Source organism: Nostoc sp. NMS8, from assembly GCF_017115045.1.
Classification (GTDB): domain Bacteria; phylum Cyanobacteriota; class Cyanobacteriia; order Cyanobacteriales; family Nostocaceae; genus Nostoc.
On the sequence record NZ_JABXKK010000103.1, the window covers coordinates 13,052 to 38,733 of the forward strand.

The following is a 25,682-nucleotide window of genomic DNA, read 5'->3' on the forward strand; positions in this document are numbered from 1 at the left end:
ATAGTATTACCATGTCAACTGGCGAGCGCAGTGAAAATAAAATTAAAGTAAAAATGAATATCACAGTAGATGTAACACCCATCGCTGCGTTTAGGTGGAATGAAGAAAATGCCCAAAAACTCAGGGAGCTAAGAGACAAAGCTGGATATAGTAGACAAAAGCTATCTGATGCTGTGGGAGTTTCTGTGGCTTATATTCAGCAGCTAGAGACTCCTCACGTCTTTATTAACAAACCAAAAAAACCAACTCAGATGACTGTTAGTACAGAAATTCTAGAGAAACTTTGTGCTGCTTTAGATGGGGATATCACTTCACTTATTTGGAACATAGATTACAACAGCTAAGAGAATTATCTACTACGCCTACCAGTGAAAATTATTTGACAAACACTGGTGAGCGTAGTAATATATTAATCATAAGAGAGGAGACGAGCGCGATGCCTCTTTTGAAAAACAAAGAAGCGCTCAAAATTCAACCCTTACAAATCGAGTTACTGATACCAAACCAATAAAACTAGTAGCCGCCGGGACTAGCAGCCGGAAGCCTTAAACTTGTAATGGTCAAGCCGCCGCGAGATGATTCCGATGACCTACCACGTCTAAAAACTGGTTGAAAAATCCGAATGTCAATTGTCAAATTTAGAAGTGCGATCGCTTTTCCTTCGGTAAGCGATCGCCTTTTTTGAGAGCTTTTAGTTGTAATCAAGAATGTAGTCGCACTCTTGAGAGAATTCATCTAGCGACATCGGAGGAGTATATTGGCTAAGAATCCGATTACAAATTTGAATGAAGCCAGAAACAAATGGGTACAAGTTACTGGTTATTCAGCCAGAGCAAGTATTGTTAAGAGATACTTGCCTGATTTTCGGGACTTTGACACAGAAAATCCAAAACACTGGAAAAAAGCAATTGACTTTTTCTATCAGAAATACATAAAACCAAAAGAACAATTATTATTGCGTCCACTAACACCAGCACGTCAAAAATGGGTTGAGACAACCGGACTGAAAGCTTCGCTTCAATCTGTAATGGAGGTATTACCAAAATGCAACTTTACATTAAACACAGAACGTGGTTGGTTGTTAGTAACATCCCTTTATTCACAGACGTATCCTGAAAAAATTTTAGGGCAGTATTCAGCAGTTGAGACAATCGAACAAGAGGATGAAGTTACTCAAACCAAGCCTTTCAATAAAATACAGCAAGACTTTAGGCAAATTGAACCAATTTCTCAACCACGACCTCTAACACAGCCTCCAACTCCATTAGCCCCACCATCACCTCCAAAAGACCCAGCTGAACAGCGAATGTCTAACCAGTTGGCAGAAATATTAGGAGGAATTCGAGAAGCTACTAATCCGTCAGGACGAGTTGATGTGTTGACCAAGCTTTATGTGATTGAGGTCAAAAAAGCTTGCAATTGGAAGCATGGCATTGGTCAAGCACTGGTTTATCAGTTCTATTATCCCGATAAAAAGCCCGTCCTTTTTCTGTTTGGTGAAGATATGAGTTTGTATCGGGATTTGGCTCAAAGCCATTGTGATCGCCTCGGTGTCCTGTACCGTGAAGAATCACCGCGCATCAGTAAAGAATTTTGAGCTATTGGCATTTGAGTAAGAAATATAAGGCTTCGCCAAATCTAGATTGAGAGTGTTGTGCTGAAAGCACAACAAACTAACTAATAAAAATAGGGTGATCGCCGTCCCTGGAAAGTCTGCGATCGCCCTTTTACCCATTTAGAGGTATTTCTAATGATGACACAAACTTCAGCCCCTACACCAACAAAAGATCCGCTAACGAACAGCGATCGTCAAATCATTGCAACCATCGTCAATCAGTCAGACTACTCAAAAGAGTGCCAGCCTGAAGATGTAGTTACCATCTGGATTACTGAAGATGACACTACGGTTTGGGTGAAAATGACTCACGGTTATGCTCGATATCACAAAGAGCAGTTCAAACGCGCAGTAGCAGAGGTTAAGACAAGTCTTTCTGCTCCAGTAAAGCGCAATCAGCAACTAGATGAAGAATTAAAACAAGCTGCTGACAAAATTGGTTTGTTGGGTGATTGTGATTGGTTATCGTCGAGCGTTCAATACTATCCTGACAAGGTAATCGGTTATGCTGGCTGCTACACCTCACAAAAGCCTCAATTATTTTCCCCGCCTGCTGAATGGGACTTCACACCACTCAAATGGAATACTCCTGCTGCCATCTGCCCCGACTGCGATGGTCATGGCTGCGGTAACTGTGGGTATCGCGGTACTCGTGCAGAAGACTTGTGTACGCCAGTGGACAGCTACCGACTGACCTATGTGGGCAAGACTGACCTTCAGACGGCTGAAAACGTATATCTGGATGGTGAGTTTTTGGGGATACTCTTCAAGGTTAGAAACCCTGATGAAGTCTGGGAAAACGACCCCAAGACTTACTATTGGCGGTGTAGCAATGGCATGAAATATTGGAGCGTCAGGGAAGCTGTAGAGGCGCTGTCCAGGGCAACTGCTCCGATTGAACTGCCGCAAGTTCGTCGGGAGTTAGTAGCGGCGTAAATAGAATGGTGGGTATGAGAACCCACCACACAAGCTTTTCTCAACCCTTGTAAAATAAAATACAGTTCGCCCTTACAAAATGACCCAACAACCTCACCAACCTCACGACAAATTTGCCAAGGAATTTTTAGAAGAGCTACTGGCTCCTCTGGGTGAAGTGAAAATTAACAGGGAAGTAACAGATGCAACAAGATTTGTAGATGTATTATTTTTACCTTCCCCACAAGCCCAAGCGGAAAATCTAGGATTGCTGGGAAGAATTGCTCTACTCAATACAACGCTACTGGAACCATTTCGGAATCAGCCCAGCAGGACGGAAGTACGTAACTGTTTCATGAAGTTGTTCACTGTGATTGCGGATTCTCAGCGCAAAGCCAAAAGAGAAGAAACTACCATTAGCGAAGATGATTTAGCTCGTTTGTGGATTTTGACACCTAGTGCTTCAGCCTCTCTGTTAGCAGATTTAGAGGTTAAGCTAGACTTAGAAAAGTGGATGACTGGAGTTTACTTTTTTCAAGAATGTTTCAGAGGCGCGATAATAGCGATCAACGAGTTACCCGTCACAGAAGAAACTCTATGGTTCAGGCTTTTAGGAAGAGGGACAGTACAACAGCTTGCAGTAAGTGAACTGCTTGCCCTTCCACCAGAGAATATTGTCCGCCGTAATGTTCTTGAAATGGTTTACAGGTGGCGTATCAGTGTAATGACACAAACAGATTTAACTGAAGATGACCAGGAGTTAATTATGAATTTAACAGAAGCTTACCAAGAAGCAAGAGCGCAAGCGGTACAAGAGGGAGTAGAGCAAGGAGTACAACTTGAACGTCGTCAAGTTGTAGAAAACTTGTTGAGATTTAGGTTTGGTTCTGTGGATGAAGAATTAGCGAGAGTCGTCGATAATTTGTTGCAGTTAGCACCATTCAGCTAAAGAAAAGTACAAAATCTGCCGCTCCTAAATGGGCAGATGTACTAGTGCGATTCGTTGCTTAGGAATCGCGGTATCCAGTCCGTACATAACTAAGCCAACCTGACAGCAGATTACTGTCATTAAAGGTTGAACTCTCGGTCAGATGTAGGTGAAAGCCCTACCATTCAGACTCAGAATTGACTCCTTATCTGCCCACACCGAACAAGCTCGGTTCTTGTAGAGTGAAGCTGGGAACAGGGCGCAATCAGACGACCGTTGCGGGTTGACACTGGCGCTAACAGGGAGTTCCTATGATGAAACAGAGCCTAGAAAAGTGACTTATCTGCGGAAAAGGGCGCAACTCTAAATCCCTTATCTCACTGGAGTTCATTCCCGCCGTAGACTTTAGTACAGTAGCGGTAAGAGTCTGGGGAATCCAGTAGTCAAATTGGCTACATCTAACGGGACAACGCCACATGCTACAACGGGGGGAACCCCGCAACGCAGTGGCTCATCAATCTCTCCGAGGGAACGAATAAAAACGATTTGTGAGTCTTGGGACAGTCGAACCCCAGGTAGGCTAGACGAGAAGCGGAACTCTCACAAGTCGGGTAGGATAGACCGTAATTGGTCTGAGGTGTTCAGAAAATACAACCCAGAGAAGAGAAAATGATTAGACACAGTTATAAAACTAGTGAATCTTGGAAAGCCCTACCGTGGAAGAAATTCCGCCGAAATCTTTTCCGCCTTCAAAAGCGCGTATTTAAAGCGGTTCAAGTTGGAGACAAGCGGAAAGCTCGGTCACTCCAAAAGCTTATTCTAAAATCCACCTCGGCTCGATTTCTTGCAATTAGACTTGTATCTCAGCTAAATGCTGGTAAAAAGACGGCGGGTATTGATGGTAAGAAATCCCTCTCATTTGAAGAACGCTTCAACCTTGAAGAACTACTGAAAATGAATAGTGGAAATTGGAAGCATCAAGGATTACGGGAAATCCCCATCCCCAAAAAGGACGGGACTACCAGAATGCTTAAGATACCAACAATTGCGGATAGGTCTTGGCAATGCCTAGCAAAATACGCACTCGAACCAGCATACGAAGCCACCTTCCATGCCAGGAGTTACGGGTTTAGAACCGGGCGCTCTGCCCATGATGCTCAAAGATACATCTACAATAACCTACGCTCTTTCTGCAACGGAATAGAAAAACGAGTAATCGAACTCGATATCGAAAAGTGCTTCGACAGGATTAACCACTCAGCAATAATGGATGAACTCATTGCCCCCAAAGGTTTAAAACTCGGTATCTTCCGATGCCTCAAGGCAGGGGTAAATCCAGAATTTCCCGAACAGGGTACGCCTCAAGGGGGAGTGGTCAGTCCAATACTTGCTAATATTGCGCTCAACGGGATTGAAAGTATACACAGATACCACTACGATTACAAACGAGGTAGCGAGGTACACGATAAGACCCCAAATGAGTCAATCGCAGAACCATCAGTCCGATACGCGGACGACATGGTTATTATACTCCGACCCGAAGATGATGCGACAGAGATACTTGAAAGAATCAGCGAGTTCCTCCGCAAACGCGGAATGAATGTAAGCCAAAAGAAAACCAAAGTTACCGCCACGACAGATGGGTTTGATTTCCTCGGCTGGCACTTCAAAGTCCAGAAAAACGGAAGTTTAGAAGTACTCCCTCAGTGGATAACTTCAAAGCATTCCGCAAGAAAGTAAAACACATCGTCAACAACTCGAATTATGGTGCTAAGGAAAAAGCCACAAGGCTGGCTCCAATAATTAGGGGATGGAGAAACTACCACAAGTTCTGCAAGATGGACGGAGCAAGAAACTCTCTTTGGTTCCTAAATCACAGAGCATACACGGTATTTAATAAAGAACCCAAACAGACATGCCATACTAGCAAAGAGTTAGTTAAAAAGGCATTCCCGGCAGTTCCTTACTCCGAAAACAAACACGTCATGGTTCAAGGAATAAAATCCCCCTATGACGGAGATACAGCCTACTGGAGCGAACGCAACAGCAAGCTCTACGATGGTGAAACCTCTAAAGCTCTTAAAAAGCAAAACCATAAATGTGCATCCTGCGGCTTAAAGTTCATCGATGAAGAACGGGTTCACTTGCATCACATCGACGGAAATCACGCTAACTGGAAGAAAAATAATCTTGAAGCAATTCATGAGAGTTGCCACGATTACAAACACATGAGCAAAAGCGCAAGCTGAGAACATCGGAAGCTGGGTGCGGTGAAAGTCGCACGCCCAGATTTAACAGAGAGGTGCCCCGGATAATACCGGGCATCGACTCTACCAAAGCTGAAGTTTCTGAAATAGAATCAGACCTTGTGAAAGTTACAAATTCCGAAGTCGGTCTGCGGGGTATCAAGGTCTTCAAAAAGCTAGATGAAGCTGCTGCCCAATTGCGTCAAGAGATTGCTTCGGTTCAAGAGTGGATGTCTGCTGATACTGGTGATTGGGTCTGTCCGATTGATTTAGCTCCCCTGGTATGGAATCAGTTACTCAATATTAGAGACAACATTGCCCCTGGTTTACGCAATCAATTAAAAGCTGATTACGAAACAGGACTCGAAGATTATCAAGAGCGAATTGATCAGTTCCTCTCGCTTAACACTTGGGAATTACCCCACGATAAGCAAGAATCTGTAAAAGCCAACTTGCTAAGAGCATTCCCGACTCTGACCGACCTTGAAGACTATTTGCAAGTTGTTATTGGTCGTCCGGTGATTATCCCGGCATTGTCCGAACAACTGAACCAGCAGCAAGCCGAATGCCTAGACCAGATTACCAAGTTCATCCAACAGTATGACCAAAATCTGGAGCAAAGGCTACGGGAATCTGCGATCGCTGGTGGTGAACAACTTGCCGCGCAGTTGCTTGAAGAATTGAGCGACTGGGAACCAGGACGCAAGCCAATCCAGTTTAAAAAGAAGATGCAACGCCATCTTATGAAGGTTCAGGTTTTGCTAGCGAATGCTGACCCGGAGGCAGGCAGCAGCTTGGAGGCGATGATGGCGCACTTGGACTCTATCGTTAACGATCCAGCTATTGAGTCTAAGAATCTTGGTTCTGATACACGCACTCAATTACAGCAAAAAATGCAAGAGATCCGCATCAAGTTGTTAGATGAACAACGCAATCTACAATCACTTGCGACTGACGATGTGGGCTTATCGAAAGCTACAGTCATGTCTTTCAAGTTCAGGTAAAAAAACAGTCTTGGGCGAGGGTGCATTCGTCCAAGACTAAGTACCTTAAACGAAAAATGCATATACACGTTTCAAAAGAATAGCGCACTTCTACTGTTATAGGAGCAAAATTCTCATGTCACATTTCTCAACTGTTAAAACCAAACTCGTATCCCTTGAATGTTTAGTACAAGCCCTCACGGATCTAAACCTATCACCGCAAGTACATGAAACAGCACAGCCACTAAAAGGATACTACGGTGGTTCACAAGGACAAAGTGCTGAAATCATCGTATCTGGTCGCACCATAAAAGCCCGTGCAGATATCGGTTTCAAATGGAATCAGTCAAGCGGCGTGTACGACGTAATACACGACGGTTATGAAACAGTTCCGAAGTTGGGACAAGACTTTTTCAGCAATAAGCTAATGCTGGCTTATGGACAACGGATGGTTCGCGCTAAAGCCGCCGAGTTACAAGAAAAGTTTGGTGAATGTGCGATCGCAGAATCTACTGATGGCAATGTGCAAACTCTACGTCTTACCTTTGCCGGACATCAGGAAGTTCAACAATATGTAAGGAGATAATTATGGAACGTTCAGTTTTGATTCATTTCGATTCAGCTACAGGTGAAGTTCGAGTGGAAGCTCTTGGATTTGAGGGATTGTCTTGTTTGTCAGCAACCCAGCCATTTGAAGAGGCGTTGGGGGTTGTACAGGGCGAACGTGAATTTAAGCCGGAAGCTCAAACACAACGAATACCAGCAAATCATCAACAATACCAGCGCCAATAATTAGTCAGTCAGTAGTCAGTTATCGCTTAAAACTGACTACTGATTTTATCACAATGGCTTCGCCAAAACTAATTGAAGTTATTTGAAATCCGCCATGAAACTCTCAAATCTGCTCTCCACACTAGATTCACAAATCCCGATCGCAGCACTTGATGTCCTGTCCCCCGATGAGGCAACTATCATTCAGTGGTTGACAACCGAAGCAAACAACAAACTAAACAGTCCTGTCTTCTTCTGGAATCTGGGAGTGTCCACCCTGGAGCAATGTTTAATTGCAGCAGATGGGGGATTGGTGTTTAAGCCAGTGCCAGAGTACAAAAGACCTCCACAGGCTGACCCACTACTATTTGTATTCGACTACATTGCTAACTTTAGTGGGAATGGTGTATTTATCCTCGGAGATATTCACCCCTTTATTGCTAAGAACTCACCTCAATTATCATGGGAGATTTTAAGCAAGGTAAAAAACCTTTACCACAGGTTAAAACCCACAGATAAACGCATTGTTCTGTTAGGTCAGAACATACAACTACACGAATCTCTAGTCAGATTGATCCCTTACTGTGAAGTGCCGTTACCTAGTATTGACCAAATACTACTTCATATCAATTCTTATTTGCATGACTTACAACAGTCTGCTATTGAACAAGAATTGACTTTCACTATTTCCTTAGAACATGCTGAAAAAGAAACTCTTTCTCGTGCAGCACTGGGTTTAACCCTAGAAGAAATCAGTGATTTTCTGCGGTTAACAGTCAAAGAAAACTTAACTAATGATGGTGTCGTTGTTGATGCTAATTTCATCCCCAAAGCCGTCGAGTACAAAACTCGGTTACTTGCTCAAATGGGTATCGAATTGGGTAAACCTGCAATAATCGCATTCGGCGGTTTGGATCTACTGCGCGAATGGCTGACTCGGCGGCGGCGGCTATTCACACAAGAGGCGCGTGAGCTTTCCTTACCCCAACCTAAAGGTGTATTGCTTGCAGGGCCGCCCGGTACAGGTAAAACATTATTGGCTAAAAACATTGCTAACATCCTTAATTTACCATTGCTCCAGCTAGACATTGTATCCCTTTTGGGCAGTCTGGTAGGCGAGTCTGAGGGCAATGTACGCCGCGCATTAAAGACTGCCGAAGCGATCGCACCCTGCATCCTGTGGATTGACGAAATAGAAAAAGCACTTTCGGGAACTGGTGACACGAGTGGAGTCTCACAGAGGATTCTGGGCAATCTTCTCACGTTTATGTCGGAATCACAGTGTGGTGTGTTTGTCGTGGCAACTTGTAATGACCCCTCTGCGCTGCCAAGTGAACTAAAAAGGAAAGGCCGATTTGATGAAAATTTCTTCGTCGATCTGCCGACAGAACCGGAGCGAGTACAGATTTTAGGAATTCATCTGCAACGCTTTGGCATTCACCTGGAATCCGAATATCTCGAAGCGATCGCTGCCAACACCGCAAAGTTTTCAGGAGCAGAACTGGAAACCCTTGCATCTGAAGCTGCACTGCTAGCATTCGATGAGGGTAGACCGCAGCAGGTAACGCTTGCTGACCTGGAAACCTGTCGTCAAACCATTACCCCGCTTACCATTCAGGATGCGGCGGCAGTTGAGCGAATGCAGGTGTGGGCATCGACCTCACGACGGGCTAGTAGTCCTGTGGTTGCGGCGAAAACTCAATCGCTACGTGCTGCTAAGTTTCGGAATATGAACTGATATTAATTGCAGTTGCTCCCTAATCTTATGGGGGCAATCACACTTTTTTTTAGAAATTAACACCAGTTTCTTAATAATTAGATAGACCAAAGAAAATGACGACAGACTTAGTTACATATTACGGGCAGACTCCAATCATTGATCAACTGGTTGATAAATATGGTGTGTATTTAGAGAAGTTAGACAGAGAAACAAAACTGTTATTACGAGTAACTCTGTCTACATATATTGTTATGCAGCAAGAGTACACCCCAACTGAATATCCAGTTTCTACAGCCCTTGAAGACGCTTTGTGTGAGCTAGTAATTCCTGATTCTATTCCACAGGATTTGTACGATGTCTGCTCTACTTTAAATGGATTAACAACACACGAAGCGGAAATAATACTTGAAGCACTACAACACCAAATCCGATGGGGCAATGCCCAAAAGTTAGCGAGTTGATTGGGTAAAAAATATGGAAATTTATCTAGTATATGTAAACACTCTTCAGAACAGCAATAAATTCTGGTCGGCCATTGTCGAAGATGGTAACTTAACAGTGCAGTGGGGCAGAGTCGGTTATCAAGCACAAACCAGAGTCCACACGTTAGCCAATCATCAAAGAGCAGTTAGCAAATTCAACAATCTGGTAGCAGAAAAGAAAGCCAAAGGTTACAGCGAAAGTCAGCCAGAGATTGATGCTAGCCGTAGTGTTGCAGACATTAGACGAGCTATTCAATTATTGAATATTATCCGTCCTTGTATTGCTAATAGGATTTTTCACGATGGCTATATTAACGCCCTAAATGAATATCTGAAAATAGTACCAACACCTTTAGGGATGCAAATTGACTACCACAGAGTTTACCGCACAGTAGCAGATATTGACTATCAGCGAGAGTTACTCAATTCTCTCTTAACGACATCTGCACCAATTGTCGCTGCGATAGCTGTTGGTCATGCCCCTGAAGCGACAGCAGAACCCAAGGTAGTCAGTCTCAAGACTATCAGTAAAAACTTCTGGCGACATTTATGAACGAATTATCACCAAGCTATTGATTGGCTTGGTGATAATTTTTAATCGCTTTGTAAAAAATATTAATGTAAGTACTTAAACTCTTACGACTGAACCTTTGGTGATGAATTTACCTACAAGATTATCAAGCTTGATAAACTTATTTGAATCCTCTTCAGGTGTGTCAAAGTTACAAGCGACGGTGCTGTAGTCTAATGTGGCAGTGGCATAGCTAGAGTCAGAGTTGTAAATCCCGCCACCCTTGCCAGACTCGAATTTACCAGAACTGAGTTCGATGCCGAAAGCTTTATTGTGTTTGATAATGCTGTTGCCAACCGTTAGGGTGCTGCCATTATTGTAGATGCCACCGCCAAAGTGTGCTTGATTGCCAGTTATACTGCTATGGCTCACGATAACGGTGCCGAATAGATTGTTACTGTACCCAAAGTTGTAGATGCCACCGCCAAAGTATGCCGTGTTGCCACTGATGGTGCTGTAATTCACCGATAGAGTGCCATAATAAGCATTGACAATGCCGCCGCCGCCGTAGATGCTACCGTCGTCGTCGTTGTCACGGTATCCGTAAAAGACAATGTTGTCACTAATGGTGCTGTGACTCAGCGATAGAGTGCCATTATTGTAGATGCCACCGCCAATGGTACTTGCAGTGTTGCCACTAATGGTGCTGTAATTCACCGATAGAGTGCCATTATTGTAGATGCCACCGCCGCCAACGAGGTCGTAGGCGGAGTTGCTGTATTCTTTATTGTTACTGATGGTGCTGTAGTTCAGTGTGAATAGACCTCTATTCCAGATGGCGCCGCCGTTATCATGGTTTGCCAAATTGCCACTAATAGTGCTATAATTTACTTTGACTTGTACTGATGCACCTGGGTTAAAGATGGCGCCGCCGTTATAAGTTGCAGTGTTGTCACTAATGGTGCTATTTTCCACAAGGATGCTTAATTTGTAGCTGACATATCCTATATGGATACCGCCGCCGTTATCTGCCGAATTGCCACTAATGGTGCTGTTTTCCACTGTCAGGTTGCCAGTGCTATAAATGCCGCCGCCCTCGCCCAGACCTAATGCTGCGAAAAAGCTGGCTGATGTTGCAATGTTGTCACTAATGGCGCTGTTTTCCACTGTCAGGTTGCCAGTGTTATAAATGCCGCCGCCCTCGCTTATTTGATTCTGATAGCTATAAATTACATTGTTGCCACTGATAGTGCTGTGGTTGAGTGTAAGGTTGCCAGAGTTGTAAATGCCGCCGCCCTCGCTGGTAGATTGATAACTATTACTGTTGGCGACAGTGTTGGTGGCGGTGTTTACATTGTTGCCACTGATAGTGCTGTGGTTGAGTGTAAGGTTGCCAGAGTTGTAAATGCCGCCGCCCTCGCCGCCAACTAGTTCTCCATTGAGTATGATGTTATTGGTTACAGTGTTACCGGCGATGATGGTATTGTTCAAGGTCAGGATGCCAGCATTTGAGATCGCACCGCCTCCATTTGCGCCATCGTATGTATTGGTAATAGTCAGCCCGTTGATTGCAGCTGTTACGCCACTAGAAATGTCAAAAATGCGAGCAGCAGTATCATCCTTAATAGTTAGTTTGCTCGGATTTGTACCAACAATTATCAGGTTGTCGGTGATACTCAGACCACTAACAGTCAGATTGATGGTATGAGCCAGCCCATCTGTAAACAGTCCCCTAAAATTGATGATATCTTTTCCTGAAAGAGCATTGGCATTTAGAACTGCCTGCCGTAGTGAACCTGCGCCATTGTTGTTAGTATTAGTGACGGTAAATGTAGACATTCCGATTACTCCTATTTTTTCGGTGTATAAAAATTGATATCAATACAACTGATGTCGCCCTACTGGTTTACCAACCCCAAAATGCGCTTTTTCAGATTGGGGTGCATATTAGAGGTTAAAACAATTTCCCAAATAGCCAAGTTTACTCTCGTCAACTACTGAGAGCATTTTGAGATTGAAGTCTTAATTTTTTGACTTAATTGTGATGAATGTAAGTAGATTAATTCATTAATCAACACTTCTTCTTTTTTAAAGATTTTATTTATATCTATGTCAATACTGTGTCATTAATATGTCAAATATGTATTGACAAGTTCCACTAAAAATCTTTCTAAGGATAGATGAATTTCTCAAGTAGAGGGTATTGAAATCTTCGTTAAAGAATAGCATTTTACTTTGCTTAAAGAATATAGCTGTGGTAGTTTACTTATCGCCTTGACATCTCCAAAAACTATCGAAGCTTTGCTGTGGCTAGCTTACAAGACGTAAATGGAAGCATCAAAAACTAGCTGAAGCAAGAATAATATAAAGTTTTGTCACACAACACGTAATTTTCAAAAATCAACCTGAATCACTAATTAACAGTAAATTTTTTCACTTGGGGGAACAGTCATGGATGAAGAGATGAATCTGAATCTTACTAAGGCAAAACAATCTTCTTTACAAGAAGAGATCACAGAACCTAATGAGAGTGAAATAAATAATACAACCTTTATTGAATCAGAAAATAACTTAATGCCGTCAAGCGAAGCAACATTAGGTGCAGGGATGAACCCTCCGCCTCCACCTCCCCCACCGAAATTTCCTTAACCTCAAGTTAATGAAAATAGCTAACGGAGAAATCAGGGCTTGAGAAAGCATCAAAATGACCTTTTCCACGTACCGTGAAAAGTCAGAATGCTTCATGTTCCAGTTGACTCGAAATTTTTTCATAATTTGTTTATGAAACAGCACTTTTATATCTTGCTGAGTGCTTGCGGTATCTCTCTGTGTTTAGTAACTGCGACCAGTACCGTCCGGGCACAATCTATCAAGATAGATGGAACTACCCTAACCACACCAGCCACATGTAGTGAAACTTGTAATATTGGAGGTGGGCTTCAACGTGGGAGCAATCTTTTTCACAGTTTTTCCCAATTTAATGTGGATGCAGGAGCAAGAGTTATATTCGTTGATCCGGGAGTCAGGAACATTCTGACTCGCGTAACAGGGAATGAGCCCTCCAACATTCTTGGGACATTAGGCGTATCAGGAGGTAGAGCCAATCTATTTTTGATCAATCCTAATGGGATTATCTTTGGAGAGAACGCCAAACTGGATATTGGGGGGTCATTTGTCGGAACTACAGCTAATGCTATTCGATTTGGCAATCAGGGCTTTTTTAGAGCTTCTGCTTCTGAGGTTCCATTATTGACAGTCAATCCTTCAGCCTTGTTCTATCAAAGCGCTAACGGATCAATCGAAAACAGATCAAATAATAATAATCAATATGGGCTGAGGGTTCCTGATGGACAGAGTTTGCTACTTGTTGGTGGAAAAGTGAACTTAAACGGAGGAATATTAAACGCTTTTGGCGGTCGAGTGGAATTGGGAGGATTAGCTCAGAAAGGAGAAATAGGGTTAGATGTTGATAATAACAATTTGCGCTTAAGTTTTCCTGAAAATACTGCATTAGCAGATGTATTTCTGACCAATGGAGCTAGAGTTGATGTTACTACTAATGGTGGCGGTAGTATCACCTTCAATGCAGGAAATATAACCATTTCAGGAGATAAAACTCGCCTTTTGAGCAGCATCAAGGGAAGAGGAATTGGCGCTCAAGCTGGAGATATTACGCTCAATGCCACGGGAGCAGTTACACTTGACGCAAGTCAAATTTTCAACGTAGTGCAACCGGAAGCACAGGGCAATAGTGGCAACATTAATATTAATGCTGGCTCTCTCTCCTTAAGCAACGGTGGTCAACTGGTAGTCGCCACTTATAGTAAAGGAAATGCCGGGAACCTAAACATTGATGTTGGTCAGGGAACAGTTACACTTGACGCAAGTCAAATTTTCAACGTAGTGCAACCGGAAGCACAGGGCAATAGTGGCAACATTAATATTAATGCTGGCTCTCTCTCCTTAAGCAACGGTGGTCAACTGGTAGTCGCCACTTATAGTAAAGGAAATGCTGGGAACCTAAACATTGATGTTGGTCAGGGAACAGTTACACTTGTTCATGGCAATTCTAGTCTATATAGCAGTGTGGCATCAACAGGAATAGGTAACGGTGGCGACATCAAAATCACGACGAAGCAACTTTTTTTAAGGGATGGCGGTTTTGTCAATACTGGAACCTATGGAGTGGGAAATGCTGGAAACATATTCGTGCAGGCTTCGGATCTTGTCTCTCTCGAATCCAAATCTGCAATCAACACTGGCATTTTTAGTAATGTGGCAGTAGGAGCAGTAGGTAATGCTGGTGAAATTAATATTAAAACTCCCTCACTCTTCTTAAGTGGCGGTGTTCAAATAAGTGCTTCCGTTTTCGGTAACACCCAAGAAAACCCTGGAGGTATCGGTCATGGGGGAAATATCCTAGTCAATGCTGATTCTGTAACTATCTCAGGGGCCAGTCTGGATACAGGCTTTTCTAGTGGTTTACTTACACTTACTGACAAAGGTGCAGAGGGGGCAGCAGGAAATATTACAGTCAATACGAGGGATTTTCGGATCACAGATGGTGCTACTTTAAATGCCCAAACTCGTAATTCTAGTCGGGGAGGTAATATTACTATTAACGCGACTACCTTTGAAGCCATTAATGGTGGACAAGTTCTTACCACCGCCAGCAATTCTGGTAATGCTGGCAATATTAGTGTCAATGCTGACAGCATTACACTTTCTGGTAAAGACCCTAACTTCAATAACCGAAGCAAGCAATTTGGGGATATTGTTCAAAATGAAGGAGATACTAGTGGGCTGTTTGCTACCACCCAAAACAACTCTACAGCTTCAGGAGGGAACATATCGATCGTAACTCAACAATTAATTCTCCAAGATGAAGCTCAAGTCAGTGTTAGCAGTAATGGAAAAGGAGATGCGGGCAATCTTGATATAAATGCACATAATATCACTTTGGACAACCAAGCGAAACTCACATCTGAAAGCGCATCAGGTCACGGTGGAGATATTGCCCTCCAAGTGCAGGACTTATTACTGATGCGCCACAACAGTCAAATATCCACTGATGCAGGCATCGTCCAGACATTTGGAGATGGCGGTAATATTACCATTAATGTTCCATCAGGCTTTATCGTCGCCGTACCGAGTGAAAATAGTGATATCACTGCCAATGCCTACAAAGGAAACGGCGGTAGAGTTGATATCACTGCCAGAAGTCTATTTGGTATTCAGAGTCGAAAATCCAATACACCCGAAAGTGACATTACTGCAAGTTCCCAGTTTGGACTCAATGGAACTGTACAAATTAACTCTCCAGATGTTGATCCAACTAAAGGATTAGTGCAATTACCCATAAATCTGGTTGACGCTTCCCAGCAAATTGTTGCTGATTGTAATTCTGCTGGAAAAATAGGAAGAAGTTCGTTTATTGCTACTGGGCGTGGAGGATTAGTAGACGATCCCACACAACCATTAATCGCTGATGATGCGGTCATAGTAGATTGGATTACACTCTCTCCAGAAATGAAGAATCGTGCTGACGCTATTCAGAAAAGAGCCGTTGTTCACAAGCAGCCAAACACAGAACAAAAATTACAAAAGCTTAATTCTGTCAATCAACCTACTCAAATTGTCGAAGCCCAAGGTTGGCTAATCGATGCCAATGGGAACGTGGTTTTGGTTGCTCAACTACCCACTATAACGCCGCACAATTCTTCCCTCACTAGTACTTCTTGCATTGCTCATTAGAATATCATTACAGCAGATCCGCGACGCGAAGAAAACAAAAAAAGAGACGGCTTGCCCTTGGCAGTGCGAACCAGCATTGGAGCTAGTAGCCAAATTTATTTGGCATTATTTATGCTAGACCTGATATTGTTATTCCTGAATTCGATTCGGTACAGATGCTAAACTTGAGCGCACTGGTAGGACTTGTAGGATTATTCGGCATTGCTATTCACGCTCACTGGTAGGACTTGTAGGATTATTCGGCATTGCTATTCACGCTTGGTCAACATTACCGGATACTATACCTGTCCACTTTAGATTTGATGGACAAGCCGATGGTTGGGGCAGCAAAAAAGTTCTGTGGTTGTTACCAATTATCGGTTTAGCAATTTATGGACTTTTAACATTTATTAGTCGTTATCCCAATACATTTAATTATCCAGTTGTAATTACTGAACAAAATGCTTCGCGGCAGTATCAAATTGCTTGTTCAATGCTGAATTGGTTAAAAAGTGAGATGGTTTGGATATTTGTTTATATTGAATGGCAAATATTCCATTTAGCGACTACAAAAAATCCCAATTTAGGGGTATGGTTTATGCCTGTAACATCGATAATTATATTTGCGACAATTGGATATTGGTTGAGTCAATCTTTTTTGGCACGTTAACGCCATACAAAATAGTCCCGAATGCCATTTTGATTCGAGCCTTACAACAATAGTGGAATCCTCTTGCATGGAGTAATGAGTACATTGAACTACCCTGAGTTAGAGTCACCAGGGCAAAAATGGTAGAATGGCGCAGCTTCCAAGTAGGGGTATGATGTACGTAACCGTCTCGTTGCTGAGTTTCCAAGTCCATTGCTTTGAGTTCCAATCCAATGGCATTTGAACGACAATTATGAGTAACCCTCTTTCTCATCCCGAAGATCCAGACTTCCATTCATCTATTCAGGAGAATTTAAAACAGCTTTCTGCTCAGTTGGGATCTCCTTTAGACGAATTATCAGTCATGGAAATATACCAGAATGCGTGCGATCTACTGAGCCACGTTTCCCCATCACCTCTTACTCTTGCCCGTGTTGCAGGAACATTACTGGTCTACCGAGTCACGGATACAGAACCGGAAGAATTTGAGTGGTTCAGCACTCAAGTGAAACAATGTTTGGATGAAGAAGAAGTTGAGGAGTTGATTGAATCCATACATCGCACGGATGCTTTGTAATCTTTTTCGTAATTGTTGCAATACCAATTGGCTAATTAAGTTTTCAAACAATCCAAGCTGACTCAATCACTGACGACGTTTAGCGTGACGTTCATAATCCTCAAAACGAATCTTAGCGATCGTACTTCGAGAAAAAGTTCTGGCAACAATACCCTCGCCTCGACCACCAGCACCCTCATCCAGAGCTAACAAGGTTTTTGGCAACAAAGCTTTGAGAAACTCATAAGTTTCCTCAATACTTACGGGCAATGCCTCAACAGTTGCAAGTCGCGGTGTTAGTTCAAATCCAAAATCAATAGATGCTTTCTTGAGTTGGTCTTCATCTAGAAATGTCTGCCCACCGTTGTCTCGCCATGATGCTAATTGTTGTACGGACTTCGTAAACAGCATGGTAATATCAGTGATCACCGCAATATCAAATAGCCGCCAAGCAATACTTTGCTTTGCTGTATACTGCTTACTAGCAGCCGTGACTTTGCCACCGTACAGTTCAAGATAGACAACAATAATATTATGCTCTGGCTGCGGTAGTAAATCTGCAACACTATGAAGAGCATCTACAATTCCCAGTGCCGGATTACCAATGAGATCACCTTTAGCAAAAAGCAATTCTTCCCTACTGCCTAGAACGTAGTTACCATCAGGCAAAATAATAATGCGAGAGTTAGTACCATCTACTTTCTCAGTTAAGATAACCTCTCCATCGAAACTAACGAAGGGAGCTATGCGGTTTCGTCAGATCCAGTAAAAAACAAGCGATCGTTAAATCATTTTCCCAGTAGTACAAACAAATTTATACTTTTTAAACAGTATTAACACTTAAAAAGGAAAGATGAGTTTGAGTCACAAGTTGCAAGACTCTCTTTTTTGACCCCAAAAAAGCTAGTATTCCCTTTGAGCAATAATTTCAAGACAGGGATTATCTACCTTAATGGAAAAAAATATATGTGCAACTCTAGATTTAAGCAAATCATTATCAAATTTTTCTTTAGAGGTGTCAAAATGTTTGGAATTGACGAATATCACGGAGTGGAATGGAAAAGTTTTTGAAGAAAGAGAAGAAAAAATTAGAGAAATTGCACTTATTTTAGCTGGTCAATGTATTGCTATTTTGTTGTATAACCTTTCACAATCTCAATCAGCTAATCAAACAGCTATGGATAAAACAAAAGGTTGGTGGAATGGCAGTATGCAAAAGCACGGTTATAGAACGCGGCAAATATTAACAGTTGGAAACGTTTTAGTTACTTTAAAGTTGCCATACATGGTAAAAATAAAGTCAATAAGCAAGGCTACAAATAAAATCGATATTCAAGAATTTTGTCCCCTATTAAAGTGGTTGGGAATGTCATCTGAACCTATCCCACTAATAATATTTTGTTAATCCAGATGTGGATTGTAGCAAGGTCAATGAATGCGTCAAAGTAAACTTTTTGACGTTCCCATATTCCGACGAGACGACGGTATTTGCGCTGATACCAAGCAAAACACCGCTCTTGCTGAAATCTAGGAACAGAGATTTTGATTGGTCTCCCTCTATTTTTCTTGGTTTTCCAAACTCGTTTTGGGATTTGAGGCCGAATACCTCGTTTGCGTAGGTCAGCGCGTTTTTGTTTCGAGTCGTAGCCTTTGTCAGCAGCTAGTACTTTGATTCGTTTACGTGGTCTGCCACGTTTTAATGTTTTAAGTTTAACTTTATCGAGTAGAGGTATTACTTGTTCTCTCTCGTTCCCATTGGCTGGGGTAGTGCAATTAGCCAATGGCATTCCACCACCAACAGTCAAGTGTGTGAATAAGAACACCTTTCCCTTTGCCCCCGTAGGCAACTTCTTCACCTCCTCCCTTTCCAGGGGGAAAAAGAGCCGTCAACAGCTCCAAAATCCCAATTTATAAGTCCTCTCTCGTTAGCGATCGCTAATACACGTCCTTGTATATATTCAAATGTTCCATCTGAGCGCCATCGCTTTAACCATCGGTGGGATGAACTTTTTGATGCCCATGTATCCCCATGTGGTAAGTCACACCATCGACACCCTGTAATCAGTATGTATAACAAACTATTTAATACATAGCGATATGGTGCATGAGGCATTCCTTTTCCACGTTTGGACGATTCTTCAGGAAATATATTCTCAAATAGTTTCCATTCCAGGTCACTCAATCCTTCAAAACGCCCAGCCATAAACAGATATACCCTTCTCAATATGAGAAGTAAGTTACCACATTTCGATATTAGTGGGATAGGTTCATAAGAACCACGTCAGGTTTTCCCATCAATTGCAACTACTTCACCTTCAGTTATCTTCTGTATTGATTTCATCCAGCAAAGAAAACATTCTTGAAACTGTTGAGGATAAATTTTAAGCAAAAACTCGTGCAAATGTATCGTGTGATGGAATGCCATTTGGTAGTTCTAAAAATGTTTTCAACCACTCATATTTTGCACATCCGTATGTTTCAACTGCCACCCAGCCATCCGCACCACAAATCACTGCTATTATTGCAATCGTCATGATATCGATTAAGTTATGCCGCTTTGTGCGATCTATTCGTGGGTCTTCTATTCCCAAAAAATGGTCAGCAATTGTGATTTTTGGCTTTAGCTTCATAGAGAGGAGAATCAGAATGAAATTCTTTTTTGGAGTTCCTGTAAGAATAGCATGTTCCTTGACAGGCAGCCGTCCTGGCTTTTCACGCCATCTGTAAAAGTCACTTTGAAGAGTTTTCGATGGTGTAACCTTCCTTTCCTGTGGCGATCGCATAAATCGAGTTTTTCTTTGCGCCGATCTTCTCGTGATTCCTAGTCATTAATCTAAAACTATTGAGAATCAGACTGTGAGAAAACCTACGCTAGAAGAGTGGAGAACTGACCGTGAAAATTCAGGCAGCCGACGGCTGCCTCTAACTCCCCCTCACAATGATTATCATTTTCATAACGAGGTAGTTTTGCGTGACTCCTAAATTTATGTTTTGGAAATCTTTAATTAAACAACCACAAAATTGTTGTTGGTTAGTGACAATCCAGTTGATAATTGAGCAAATTTTACCTGAGTAAACCCAGATTCACTGCCATCTTGGTCAAAGAACAATCCACCTGTAGAAAAATCATAAATGAATCGTTGATCGCTTGTCGTTGCAGATGTGCCGATGGTAAATTGATTAGCTGAAAGTGAACCGATTGATAACCCGCCACCAAAACCAATAGCTGATACCTGAATCAGTTCATTAGTGGCATTGAAATCATAAATAGTGTCAACGCCTTGATTGTAACTATTAAAAGCAAAAGTATCAGTACCAGATCCTCCAATTAGGCTATCATTACCTTTGCCACCTGTAAGGATATCATTGCCATTACCACCATAGAGGGTATTATTACCAGATGCGTTAAAAGCGCTAAGAGAATCATTCCCATCCCCCCCAAAAAGCAGATTAGCACCTGATGAATAATCAACAATCAAGCGATCATCGCCAGCACCACCGTCGAGCGTATTATTGCCAGAGACAGTATAAACTTTGTAGAAAGAGTATAAGTCGTCTGACCCGGAGGCATTAAGAAAATCATTCCCATTGCCCCCAGAGAGTTGGTTATTGCCTGATGAATAGTTGGTAACTAAGGTATCATCACCAGCCCCACCATTGAGGGTATTATTTCCAGAGATAGCATTGAGATGCAACTGATTTCGGTAGGTGTCGTAGTAGCCAAAGGCACTAAGAGAATCATTGCCATCATTGCCATCCACCAGGGCATTACCCTTTAAACTGTTAGCACTCAAATTATCATCACCATTACCACCATTGAGAGTGTCATTGCCATCATTGCCGGAGAGTGTATCGTTGCCATTACTCCCCACAATGTTATCGTTGTAACGTGTACCTATGATGTTTAATTGTTCAATATTCTTGTAGTTAAGCCGATTTGTGCCTTGTGTAATCGAGCCAATGTTAGTAGTAGCATTAAAAGCTGAAGTAATTCCCTCAGTCAGAGTGGTGTCATAATAGAAAGACTCCAATGTATCGTCACCTGTTCCTCCATCTACAGTTGTAGTCACTAAGGAGGAAGTATTTCGGGCACTGAACAAGAACGAGTCATTGCCATCGCCCCCATAAAAGAAATTATTGCCTAATATATACTGAGCATTGAAATAATCATCACCACTGCCACCGTTAAGGGTGTTATTGCCATAGGAGCGAGAGTCGTTGAAGTCGATAGTGACGACGAAATAATCATTGCCATCGCCACCATTGAGTAGGTTATCACCTGTTGAATTCCTAGCACTCAAGTTATCGTTACCTGCACCACCGTTAAGGGTGTTATTGCCATCGGCAGAAGAAATAACCAAACCATCATTGTCATTGCCACCACAGAGCAGATTATTGCCGGGTGAATTATCAACAATCAATCTATCACCACCAGTACCACCAATCAGAGTATCATTACCAGTACCGCCAATCAGAGAATCATCACCAGTACCACCACTCAGAAAATCATCACCAGTATCACCAATCAGAGTATCATTACCAGTACCACCAATCAGAGAATCATTACCAGTACCACCAATCAGAGAATCATTGCCTGCACCACCTCTAAGTATGTCATCACCACTCAATCCGTCGATGATATCATTACCCCCCTGACCATTGATGACATCATCTGAGTCATCAAAACCGCTAACATTATTGTTCAGGTCATTAAGGAAGGTGACTGTATTTTTGTTGAAGATAGTGCTTTGGGTGGAGTCGGCATTGAAGACATCAAAGCTGTCTGTAGTGCTAGTTTGTCCATAAAATACGATATTGTCCAAATCTACAGTGGCTCCTGTAGATGTGCTAAGGTTATCCAGGTTGGACAGGGCAAAGTTTTGCAGGGTGACTTTACTATTGGAATCATTTTCAAAGGTGATTTCCAGATTGCTGCCATTCTGGGTAAGCAGCAGATTTCGAGCAGTAGCACTAGAATCTTCTCGGAATATTAGGGTATCCACTTCAGCGATGACTCCTGCTGTCGGATTTGTTCCTTGACCTATGCCACCAAAATCTGTAATAGTGTATCCCCCACCATACCCAATGTTGTAAATATCATGACCACCTCCACCAGTCAAGATGTCGCCGCCGTTACTGCCCGATAGCGTATCGTTACCGTTGGTTCCAATGATACTTGCCATAGATTTTACCTACCTAAATTGATTTTTTGAGTAACTTCAGTTCTTACAATGTTGCAAGTGATGTTTCAGGGCACGAAAATTCCCCAAAACTTGAGGTTGTTGATCCTCTTGAAAAACAGTCATGTTTCTCGAATATCCACCTAGAGAATGGGATTATACTTGACAAGTATCTAACTTAAAGCTAGTAAAAAGACAGTGAAAACCTTGATTTTCTAGAGGTTCAATTCATGAATTGACCTACATTTGTTGATGCCTGAGTCCCATAACTATTCTCTTACTATCTAAGCCTTAAGCACTATACAAATTAATCAAGCTGTGAATTCTAGATAATTGTTCAGTAGAAATCCGTGAACAATCATCAAAAAATAAACCTTGAATCCCTAAAAACCACCTTCTATATTTGGTTTTTTGCCAGTGCCTAAGTCCTACAAGCTTCAAAGTGAGAAACAGTTAATTTTTGAGCGGGAAAGATAGTTTTATACTTAGCTTATGGACTATTCTCCGTAGATGTCGAGTCTGAATATAGAGAATATCTTAATTGCCTCAAAATAACTACATACTCAATATCTTACTTAGATGTGTATTTTTAAAAAACCGTCTTTGCATACTCTTCACATTATTTGCCGATAGATGTACACAGCAATACTGAGCTTTATCTATTCTTCATACTCTTTTAGTTCTAAGTAACAAAAAGCCAGAAAATAGTAAAATAAGTTTGAACAATACTTTGGACAAAATTAGGCAGCAATAACGCCGTCAGCTCGTAGGTTTTGGTAGTTAGGATGGGATTTAATTACAGTCGGCGATGGTTTGACTCGGGCCTTCACCCCATTTAAAAAGGCAATCATTCCTAAGATGGCGAAGCCTGTAATAATTACCCAGAAAGGGAAAAGGGGGAAAGGGCAATCGCTACTCCTCCCAATCAACCAGCACCCCATCCACAACTGCAATCCCCCACTGCCCAAACTTCGCCAGCAATTTCTTGAGCACAATCTGCAACGCCGGATCATCCCAACACTCCTGCAAAAAACCAAACCCCGGATTCTCGCCCGAATTCGCCGCTCGATTCAGTTTCTCCCTTCTTACAGGTCGCGCATTTGACCTCGCTACAATCGCCTCATGCGACCACTTTTCAGTTTGTGACACGGGCGGCGCGGAACTTTCACCTTCATGAACTGCTTTGATTTCTACACCCGAAACTGAATTTTCAACTAACAACGAAGTGGGATTACTTTGTTCTACCTGCCCCTGAGTTTGATTAGCGATCGCTTCCTTGCCAGAAAATTCATTTTGAGCAACGGGGGTTTGAAGATGAACAATCCACTTTCAGCTAGAATTTTCTTCGCAGAGATAAAAGTACTGTATCCTAAAGCTGAGGTCAAAGGCATCCACCGAGAACCATAGGGGTCAGCCGTCCAGCACTCCTGCCACAATTGCGTAACTGATGGCTTTTGCTGCGAAGCCCACAGCATATCTGTAATCGGAATAATCACATGAAGCCGCTTATACGGTGACTGTGGTTTAGTGGCAGCCTTTTTGGGTTTGGGTCTTGTAATAGTTGCAGTCATTGTACAATCTCCTGTTATATTGACGCACGGAAATTTCCCCCACTGTCATTGCGGGGCTTGGTACTTCGTATTTGATTGTCTAAAAAGTCACCGATACACTGAAGACCTATTGAGGTTGCCAGAATCGCAACTCGTCTCGTGAATACCTATCAGCTTTTTTCGATTGCTCTTTCCAGTGATCCCAAGCAACCACCAACTCTTCGCCTAAATCCTCTACAACTTCACCTCTCTCGACATACAAAGTACGATACGGGTCATCATGGGCAACAATAGAGCCGATGCCAATGATTTCCGGTTGAGAGGATACTTTCTGGAGAGCAGCTATTAAATCTGTTTCCTCTGTGCTTAATTCCGCCCAGTAGTCTGCTTTTATAACTTCGTACTCTTGCGCCACTGCCCAGTAATCCTGCCAAGTACACCCAGGTTTTCCAAGCACTGCCCTAATATCGCTAACTGCTTGGGGTAATATTTCCAATTGCTCGGCACGGTATGCGATCGCGGATTCTGTCGCTTCACTCCCCAAGATTATGGCCGCAGCTTCGAGCGCTTGGGTATTGTTCATTGCGCTGGCAAGGTTTTTCAGTGCCATGCCCATCAGCCGCAGACATTCTTGGGCATTTTCTTTGGGGGGTTCCTGGGCCAGCGATCGCAGATCAATGGTTTTCTCCAGTGCTTGCTTCACCTGTTTATTCAAAGCTTTGGTCGCTTGCTGGGTCATGGTATTTCCCCACTGTTGCGAAGGACGTTGCTCTACGGCGTGTTCTAGTTCCTGAATGCGAGAAAGGAGTTGCTGATTCTCAATCTCTAACTTTCTCAACCCCTCCATCTCATCCAATCGCTGCTGCAATTGAACGTTTTGCTCCCTTTGTTGCTTGTACATCTGCTGTAAGGATTGGATTTGCTCTTGTACCTGGGCTTCGGCTCTGGTAGCTGCTTCTGTTTGTAAACCAATCCTCAATTCCTGGGAAAGTCGCTCTAACTCTTGCTGATGCTGTTCTTTAATTTGGGCAATTGCCTCAGTGTATTCTGGTGGATAGTTCTGTTCTCTGGGGAATGGGACACTGGGGGCATCTAGATCCCCATTATTGACTAACAGCCTCTCGCCATCAGTAAAGGTGACAATCTGCTGCCAGTGGTTAGGTGCGTCTGCTTCAATCACTCCTGACTCCCCATAACGAGGATGCGAAAGGGAAGAAACAGTGACAGAATTACACAATTGCGTTTTAGGGTTTTCGGCTTTTGTGGCGCGTTTTTTTGTTGGTGCAACTTGCTGCACTGCTTTGGCGAAGTCGGCAGCAGTAGGGAAGGGTTTTTCTTTGGCTGCGATCACAACAGCTTCATGTAACTTATCGGGAGTTTTGACCAGCCGAAGTAAGGAGCGTGTCTGGGATGGTTTAGTGATTTTTTCCCTGAGTTCTCCTGGCAGAGTATCAACTACTTTTTTCGCAGAGAGCAAATCTCTGACCCGGCGATATCCACCGTGTTTGGTTAGCTCGTTCTCGCAATATTCTTCAAAGCTCTTGTGTCCACCATCTTTGTAATAGTGGTCATCTCGCATAACGCGCAGTTCATCTATTGCTTGCCACTCAAAACGGTCGATGGCGGTGAAGGTTTCCTGGATGCTGGCCTTGACAACACTGTAATCAAGTGCTGTTGTCTCTTCTCTGTCTAGTGTCAGCATATTTATTGCTCACTACGGTAAATGCTTGAAATGTTGGGGTGTTGCAGTTTAACCAAAGTGAACCAGGTAGCTGTCAGATGGATTTTCCAAAAATGTGGCAGCATTATAGTTAGCTCACTTTGTGGTAAACGGATTGAGCAG

At 42.7% G+C, this 25,682-nt stretch carries 23 protein-coding genes and 3 pseudogenes; 16 read left to right on the forward strand and 10 right to left on the reverse strand.

From position 1 onward, the window contains the following. Window positions 1–11: 11 nt before the first annotated feature. Window positions 12–344 (forward strand): helix-turn-helix transcriptional regulator, encoded by a 333-nt coding sequence (locus HWQ39_RS26340; protein WP_163937968.1) that lies wholly within the window; start codon window positions 12–14, stop codon window positions 342–344. 169 nt (window positions 345–513) lie between these two features. Here the strand turns inward: HWQ39_RS26340 and HWQ39_RS26345 are convergent, their stop codons facing one another. After that, a complete protein-coding gene (locus HWQ39_RS26345) occupies window positions 514–735 on the reverse strand; it encodes a hypothetical protein (RefSeq protein WP_292851767.1) in 222 nt (73 codons plus the stop codon). 22 nt (window positions 736–757) lie between these two features. Between HWQ39_RS26345 and HWQ39_RS26350 the strand changes: the two genes are divergently transcribed. The 10 genes and pseudogenes from HWQ39_RS26350 to HWQ39_RS26395 all read left to right on the forward strand — a co-directional run bounded on the left by HWQ39_RS26350 (window position 758) and on the right by HWQ39_RS26395 (window position 10,213). Further along, window positions 758–1,597, forward strand: a complete 840-nt coding sequence (locus tag HWQ39_RS26350) for a hypothetical protein (protein WP_292851770.1) — start codon at window positions 758–760, stop codon at window positions 1,595–1,597. 153 nt (window positions 1,598–1,750) lie between these two features. Continuing rightward, complete coding sequence (locus HWQ39_RS26355) at window positions 1,751–2,551, forward strand: hypothetical protein (RefSeq protein WP_292851773.1); 801 nt, start codon at window positions 1,751–1,753, stop codon at window positions 2,549–2,551. Window positions 2,552–2,630: 79 nt separating this feature from the next. Beyond that, entirely contained in the window at window positions 2,631–3,479 is an 849-nt protein-coding gene (locus HWQ39_RS26360; RefSeq protein ID WP_292851776.1) for a hypothetical protein, read from the forward strand. 648 nt (window positions 3,480–4,127) lie between these two features. Further along, window positions 4,128–5,707, forward strand: a pseudogene (locus tag HWQ39_RS26365) (reverse transcriptase domain-containing protein). Then, window positions 5,668–6,708 carry a hypothetical protein gene (locus tag HWQ39_RS26370; RefSeq protein ID WP_292851779.1) on the forward strand — a complete coding sequence of 347 codons (1,041 nt, stop codon included), beginning with the start codon at window positions 5,668–5,670 and terminating at the stop codon, window positions 6,706–6,708. The pseudogene HWQ39_RS26365 and the gene HWQ39_RS26370 overlap by 40 nt, the downstream one beginning before the upstream one ends. Before the next feature lie 115 nt (window positions 6,709–6,823). Beyond that, entirely contained in the window at window positions 6,824–7,273 is a 450-nt protein-coding gene (locus HWQ39_RS26375; RefSeq protein WP_292851781.1) for a DUF1257 domain-containing protein, read from the forward strand. A gap of 2 nt (window positions 7,274–7,275) precedes the next feature. After that, window positions 7,276–7,479, forward strand: coding sequence for a DUF2997 domain-containing protein (locus tag HWQ39_RS26380; protein ID WP_292851784.1), 204 nt, complete (start codon window positions 7,276–7,278; stop codon window positions 7,477–7,479). A 94-nt stretch (window positions 7,480–7,573) separates the two neighbouring features. Next, window positions 7,574–9,196 carry an AAA family ATPase gene (locus HWQ39_RS26385; protein ID WP_292851787.1) on the forward strand — a complete coding sequence of 541 codons (1,623 nt, stop codon included), beginning with the start codon at window positions 7,574–7,576 and terminating at the stop codon, window positions 9,194–9,196. A gap of 95 nt (window positions 9,197–9,291) precedes the next feature. Continuing rightward, a complete protein-coding gene (locus tag HWQ39_RS26390) occupies window positions 9,292–9,639 on the forward strand; it encodes a hypothetical protein (RefSeq protein WP_292851790.1) in 348 nt (115 codons plus the stop codon). Window positions 9,640–9,652: 13 nt separating this feature from the next. Further along, window positions 9,653–10,213, forward strand: coding sequence for a WGR domain-containing protein (locus tag HWQ39_RS26395; protein ID WP_292851793.1), 561 nt, complete (start codon window positions 9,653–9,655; stop codon window positions 10,211–10,213). Window positions 10,214–10,288: 75 nt separating this feature from the next. On the opposite strand, the gene HWQ39_RS26400 is transcribed toward HWQ39_RS26395, so the two are convergent. Then, window positions 10,289–12,010, reverse strand: coding sequence for a right-handed parallel beta-helix repeat-containing protein (locus tag HWQ39_RS26400; protein ID WP_292851796.1), 1,722 nt, complete (start codon window positions 12,008–12,010; stop codon window positions 10,289–10,291). 612 nt (window positions 12,011–12,622) lie between these two features. On the opposite strand from HWQ39_RS26400, the gene HWQ39_RS26405 reads away from it, so the two are divergent. The 4 genes from HWQ39_RS26405 to HWQ39_RS26420 all read left to right on the forward strand — a co-directional run bounded on the left by HWQ39_RS26405 (window position 12,623) and on the right by HWQ39_RS26420 (window position 17,130). Further along, on the forward strand, window positions 12,623–12,820 hold the full coding sequence (locus HWQ39_RS26405) for a hypothetical protein (protein ID WP_292851798.1): 198 nt from the start codon (window positions 12,623–12,625) through the stop codon (window positions 12,818–12,820). 132 nt (window positions 12,821–12,952) lie between these two features. Then, window positions 12,953–15,925: an S-layer family protein gene (locus tag HWQ39_RS26410; protein WP_292851800.1), complete on the forward strand. Its 2,973-nt coding sequence runs from the start codon at window positions 12,953–12,955 to the stop codon at window positions 15,923–15,925. A 217-nt stretch (window positions 15,926–16,142) separates the two neighbouring features. Next, window positions 16,143–16,574: a DUF1648 domain-containing protein gene (locus tag HWQ39_RS26415; protein WP_292851859.1), complete on the forward strand. Its 432-nt coding sequence runs from the start codon at window positions 16,143–16,145 to the stop codon at window positions 16,572–16,574. Between the two features lie 232 nt (window positions 16,575–16,806). Beyond that, window positions 16,807–17,130, forward strand: coding sequence for a hypothetical protein (locus tag HWQ39_RS26420; protein ID WP_292851802.1), 324 nt, complete (start codon window positions 16,807–16,809; stop codon window positions 17,128–17,130). Window positions 17,131–17,196: 66 nt separating this feature from the next. On the opposite strand, the gene HWQ39_RS26425 is transcribed toward HWQ39_RS26420, so the two are convergent. Continuing rightward, on the reverse strand, window positions 17,197–17,856 hold the full coding sequence (locus tag HWQ39_RS26425; protein WP_366932304.1) for an RNA ligase family protein: 660 nt from the start codon (window positions 17,854–17,856) through the stop codon (window positions 17,197–17,199). Window positions 17,857–18,061: 205 nt separating this feature from the next. On the opposite strand from HWQ39_RS26425, the pseudogene HWQ39_RS26430 reads away from it, so the two are divergent. Beyond that, window positions 18,062–18,478 (forward strand): annotated as a pseudogene (locus HWQ39_RS26430) (ISLre2 family transposase); the annotation flags it as partial. 10 nt (window positions 18,479–18,488) lie between these two features. Here the strand turns inward: HWQ39_RS26430 and HWQ39_RS26435 are convergent. The 7 genes and pseudogenes from HWQ39_RS26435 to HWQ39_RS26465 form a co-directional block, all read right to left on the reverse strand. Continuing rightward, window positions 18,489–18,965 (reverse strand): transposase, encoded by a 477-nt coding sequence (locus tag HWQ39_RS26435; RefSeq protein WP_292851804.1) that lies wholly within the window; start codon window positions 18,963–18,965, stop codon window positions 18,489–18,491. Continuing rightward, window positions 18,962–19,312, reverse strand: a complete 351-nt coding sequence (locus tag HWQ39_RS26440; RefSeq protein WP_292851806.1) for a transposase — start codon at window positions 19,310–19,312, stop codon at window positions 18,962–18,964. The genes HWQ39_RS26435 and HWQ39_RS26440 overlap by 4 nt, the downstream gene beginning before the upstream one ends. Window positions 19,313–19,393: 81 nt before the next feature. Further along, a pseudogene (locus HWQ39_RS26445) lies at window positions 19,394–19,739 on the reverse strand (ISAs1 family transposase); the annotation flags it as partial. A gap of 375 nt (window positions 19,740–20,114) precedes the next feature. Next, window positions 20,115–22,292 (reverse strand): calcium-binding protein, encoded by a 2,178-nt coding sequence (locus tag HWQ39_RS26450; protein ID WP_292851808.1) that lies wholly within the window; start codon window positions 22,290–22,292, stop codon window positions 20,115–20,117. Window positions 22,293–23,201: 909 nt separating this feature from the next. Continuing rightward, the gene (locus tag HWQ39_RS26455; protein ID WP_292851811.1) at window positions 23,202–23,510 is read right to left on the reverse strand and encodes a hypothetical protein; all 309 of its coding nucleotides are present in this window, start codon (window positions 23,508–23,510) and stop codon (window positions 23,202–23,204) included. Window positions 23,511–23,530: 20 nt separating this feature from the next. After that, window positions 23,531–23,860, reverse strand: coding sequence for a hypothetical protein (locus tag HWQ39_RS26460; protein ID WP_292851814.1), 330 nt, complete (start codon window positions 23,858–23,860; stop codon window positions 23,531–23,533). A 106-nt stretch (window positions 23,861–23,966) separates the two neighbouring features. Next, window positions 23,967–25,541: a hypothetical protein gene (locus HWQ39_RS26465; protein WP_292851817.1), complete on the reverse strand. Its 1,575-nt coding sequence runs from the start codon at window positions 25,539–25,541 to the stop codon at window positions 23,967–23,969. Between the last annotated feature and the right edge of the window lie 141 nt (window positions 25,542–25,682).

What these genes read in the sequence shown, in the direction of transcription:
- HWQ39_RS26340 (WP_163937968.1), top strand. Translation starts at nt 12, where the DNA reads ATGTCAACTGGCGAGCGCAGTGAAAATAAAATTAAAGTAAAAATGAAT.
- HWQ39_RS26345 (WP_292851767.1), bottom strand. Translation starts at nt 735, where the DNA reads ATGAATTCTCTCAAGAGTGCGACTACATTCTTGATTACAACTAAAAGC.
- HWQ39_RS26355 (WP_292851773.1), top strand. Translation starts at nt 1,751, where the DNA reads ATGATGACACAAACTTCAGCCCCTACACCAACAAAAGATCCGCTAACG.
- HWQ39_RS26360 (WP_292851776.1), top strand. Translation starts at nt 2,631, where the DNA reads ATGACCCAACAACCTCACCAACCTCACGACAAATTTGCCAAGGAATTT.
- HWQ39_RS26375 (WP_292851781.1), top strand. Translation starts at nt 6,824, where the DNA reads ATGTCACATTTCTCAACTGTTAAAACCAAACTCGTATCCCTTGAATGT.
- HWQ39_RS26380 (WP_292851784.1), top strand. Translation starts at nt 7,276, where the DNA reads ATGGAACGTTCAGTTTTGATTCATTTCGATTCAGCTACAGGTGAAGTT.
- HWQ39_RS26385 (WP_292851787.1), top strand. Translation starts at nt 7,574, where the DNA reads ATGAAACTCTCAAATCTGCTCTCCACACTAGATTCACAAATCCCGATC.
- HWQ39_RS26390 (WP_292851790.1), top strand. Translation starts at nt 9,292, where the DNA reads ATGACGACAGACTTAGTTACATATTACGGGCAGACTCCAATCATTGAT.
- HWQ39_RS26395 (WP_292851793.1), top strand. Translation starts at nt 9,653, where the DNA reads ATGGAAATTTATCTAGTATATGTAAACACTCTTCAGAACAGCAATAAA.
- HWQ39_RS26400 (WP_292851796.1), bottom strand. Translation starts at nt 12,010, where the DNA reads ATGTCTACATTTACCGTCACTAATACTAACAACAATGGCGCAGGTTCA.
- HWQ39_RS26405 (WP_292851798.1), top strand. Translation starts at nt 12,623, where the DNA reads ATGGATGAAGAGATGAATCTGAATCTTACTAAGGCAAAACAATCTTCT.
- HWQ39_RS26410 (WP_292851800.1), top strand. Translation starts at nt 12,953, where the DNA reads ATGAAACAGCACTTTTATATCTTGCTGAGTGCTTGCGGTATCTCTCTG.
- HWQ39_RS26420 (WP_292851802.1), top strand. Translation starts at nt 16,807, where the DNA reads ATGAGTAACCCTCTTTCTCATCCCGAAGATCCAGACTTCCATTCATCT.
- HWQ39_RS26440 (WP_292851806.1), bottom strand. Translation starts at nt 19,312, where the DNA reads ATGGCTGGGCGTTTTGAAGGATTGAGTGACCTGGAATGGAAACTATTT.
- HWQ39_RS26450 (WP_292851808.1), bottom strand. Translation starts at nt 22,292, where the DNA reads ATGGCAAGTATCATTGGAACCAACGGTAACGATACGCTATCGGGCAGT.
- HWQ39_RS26460 (WP_292851814.1), bottom strand. Translation starts at nt 23,860, where the DNA reads ATGACTGCAACTATTACAAGACCCAAACCCAAAAAGGCTGCCACTAAA.
- HWQ39_RS26465 (WP_292851817.1), bottom strand. Translation starts at nt 25,541, where the DNA reads ATGCTGACACTAGACAGAGAAGAGACAACAGCACTTGATTACAGTGTT.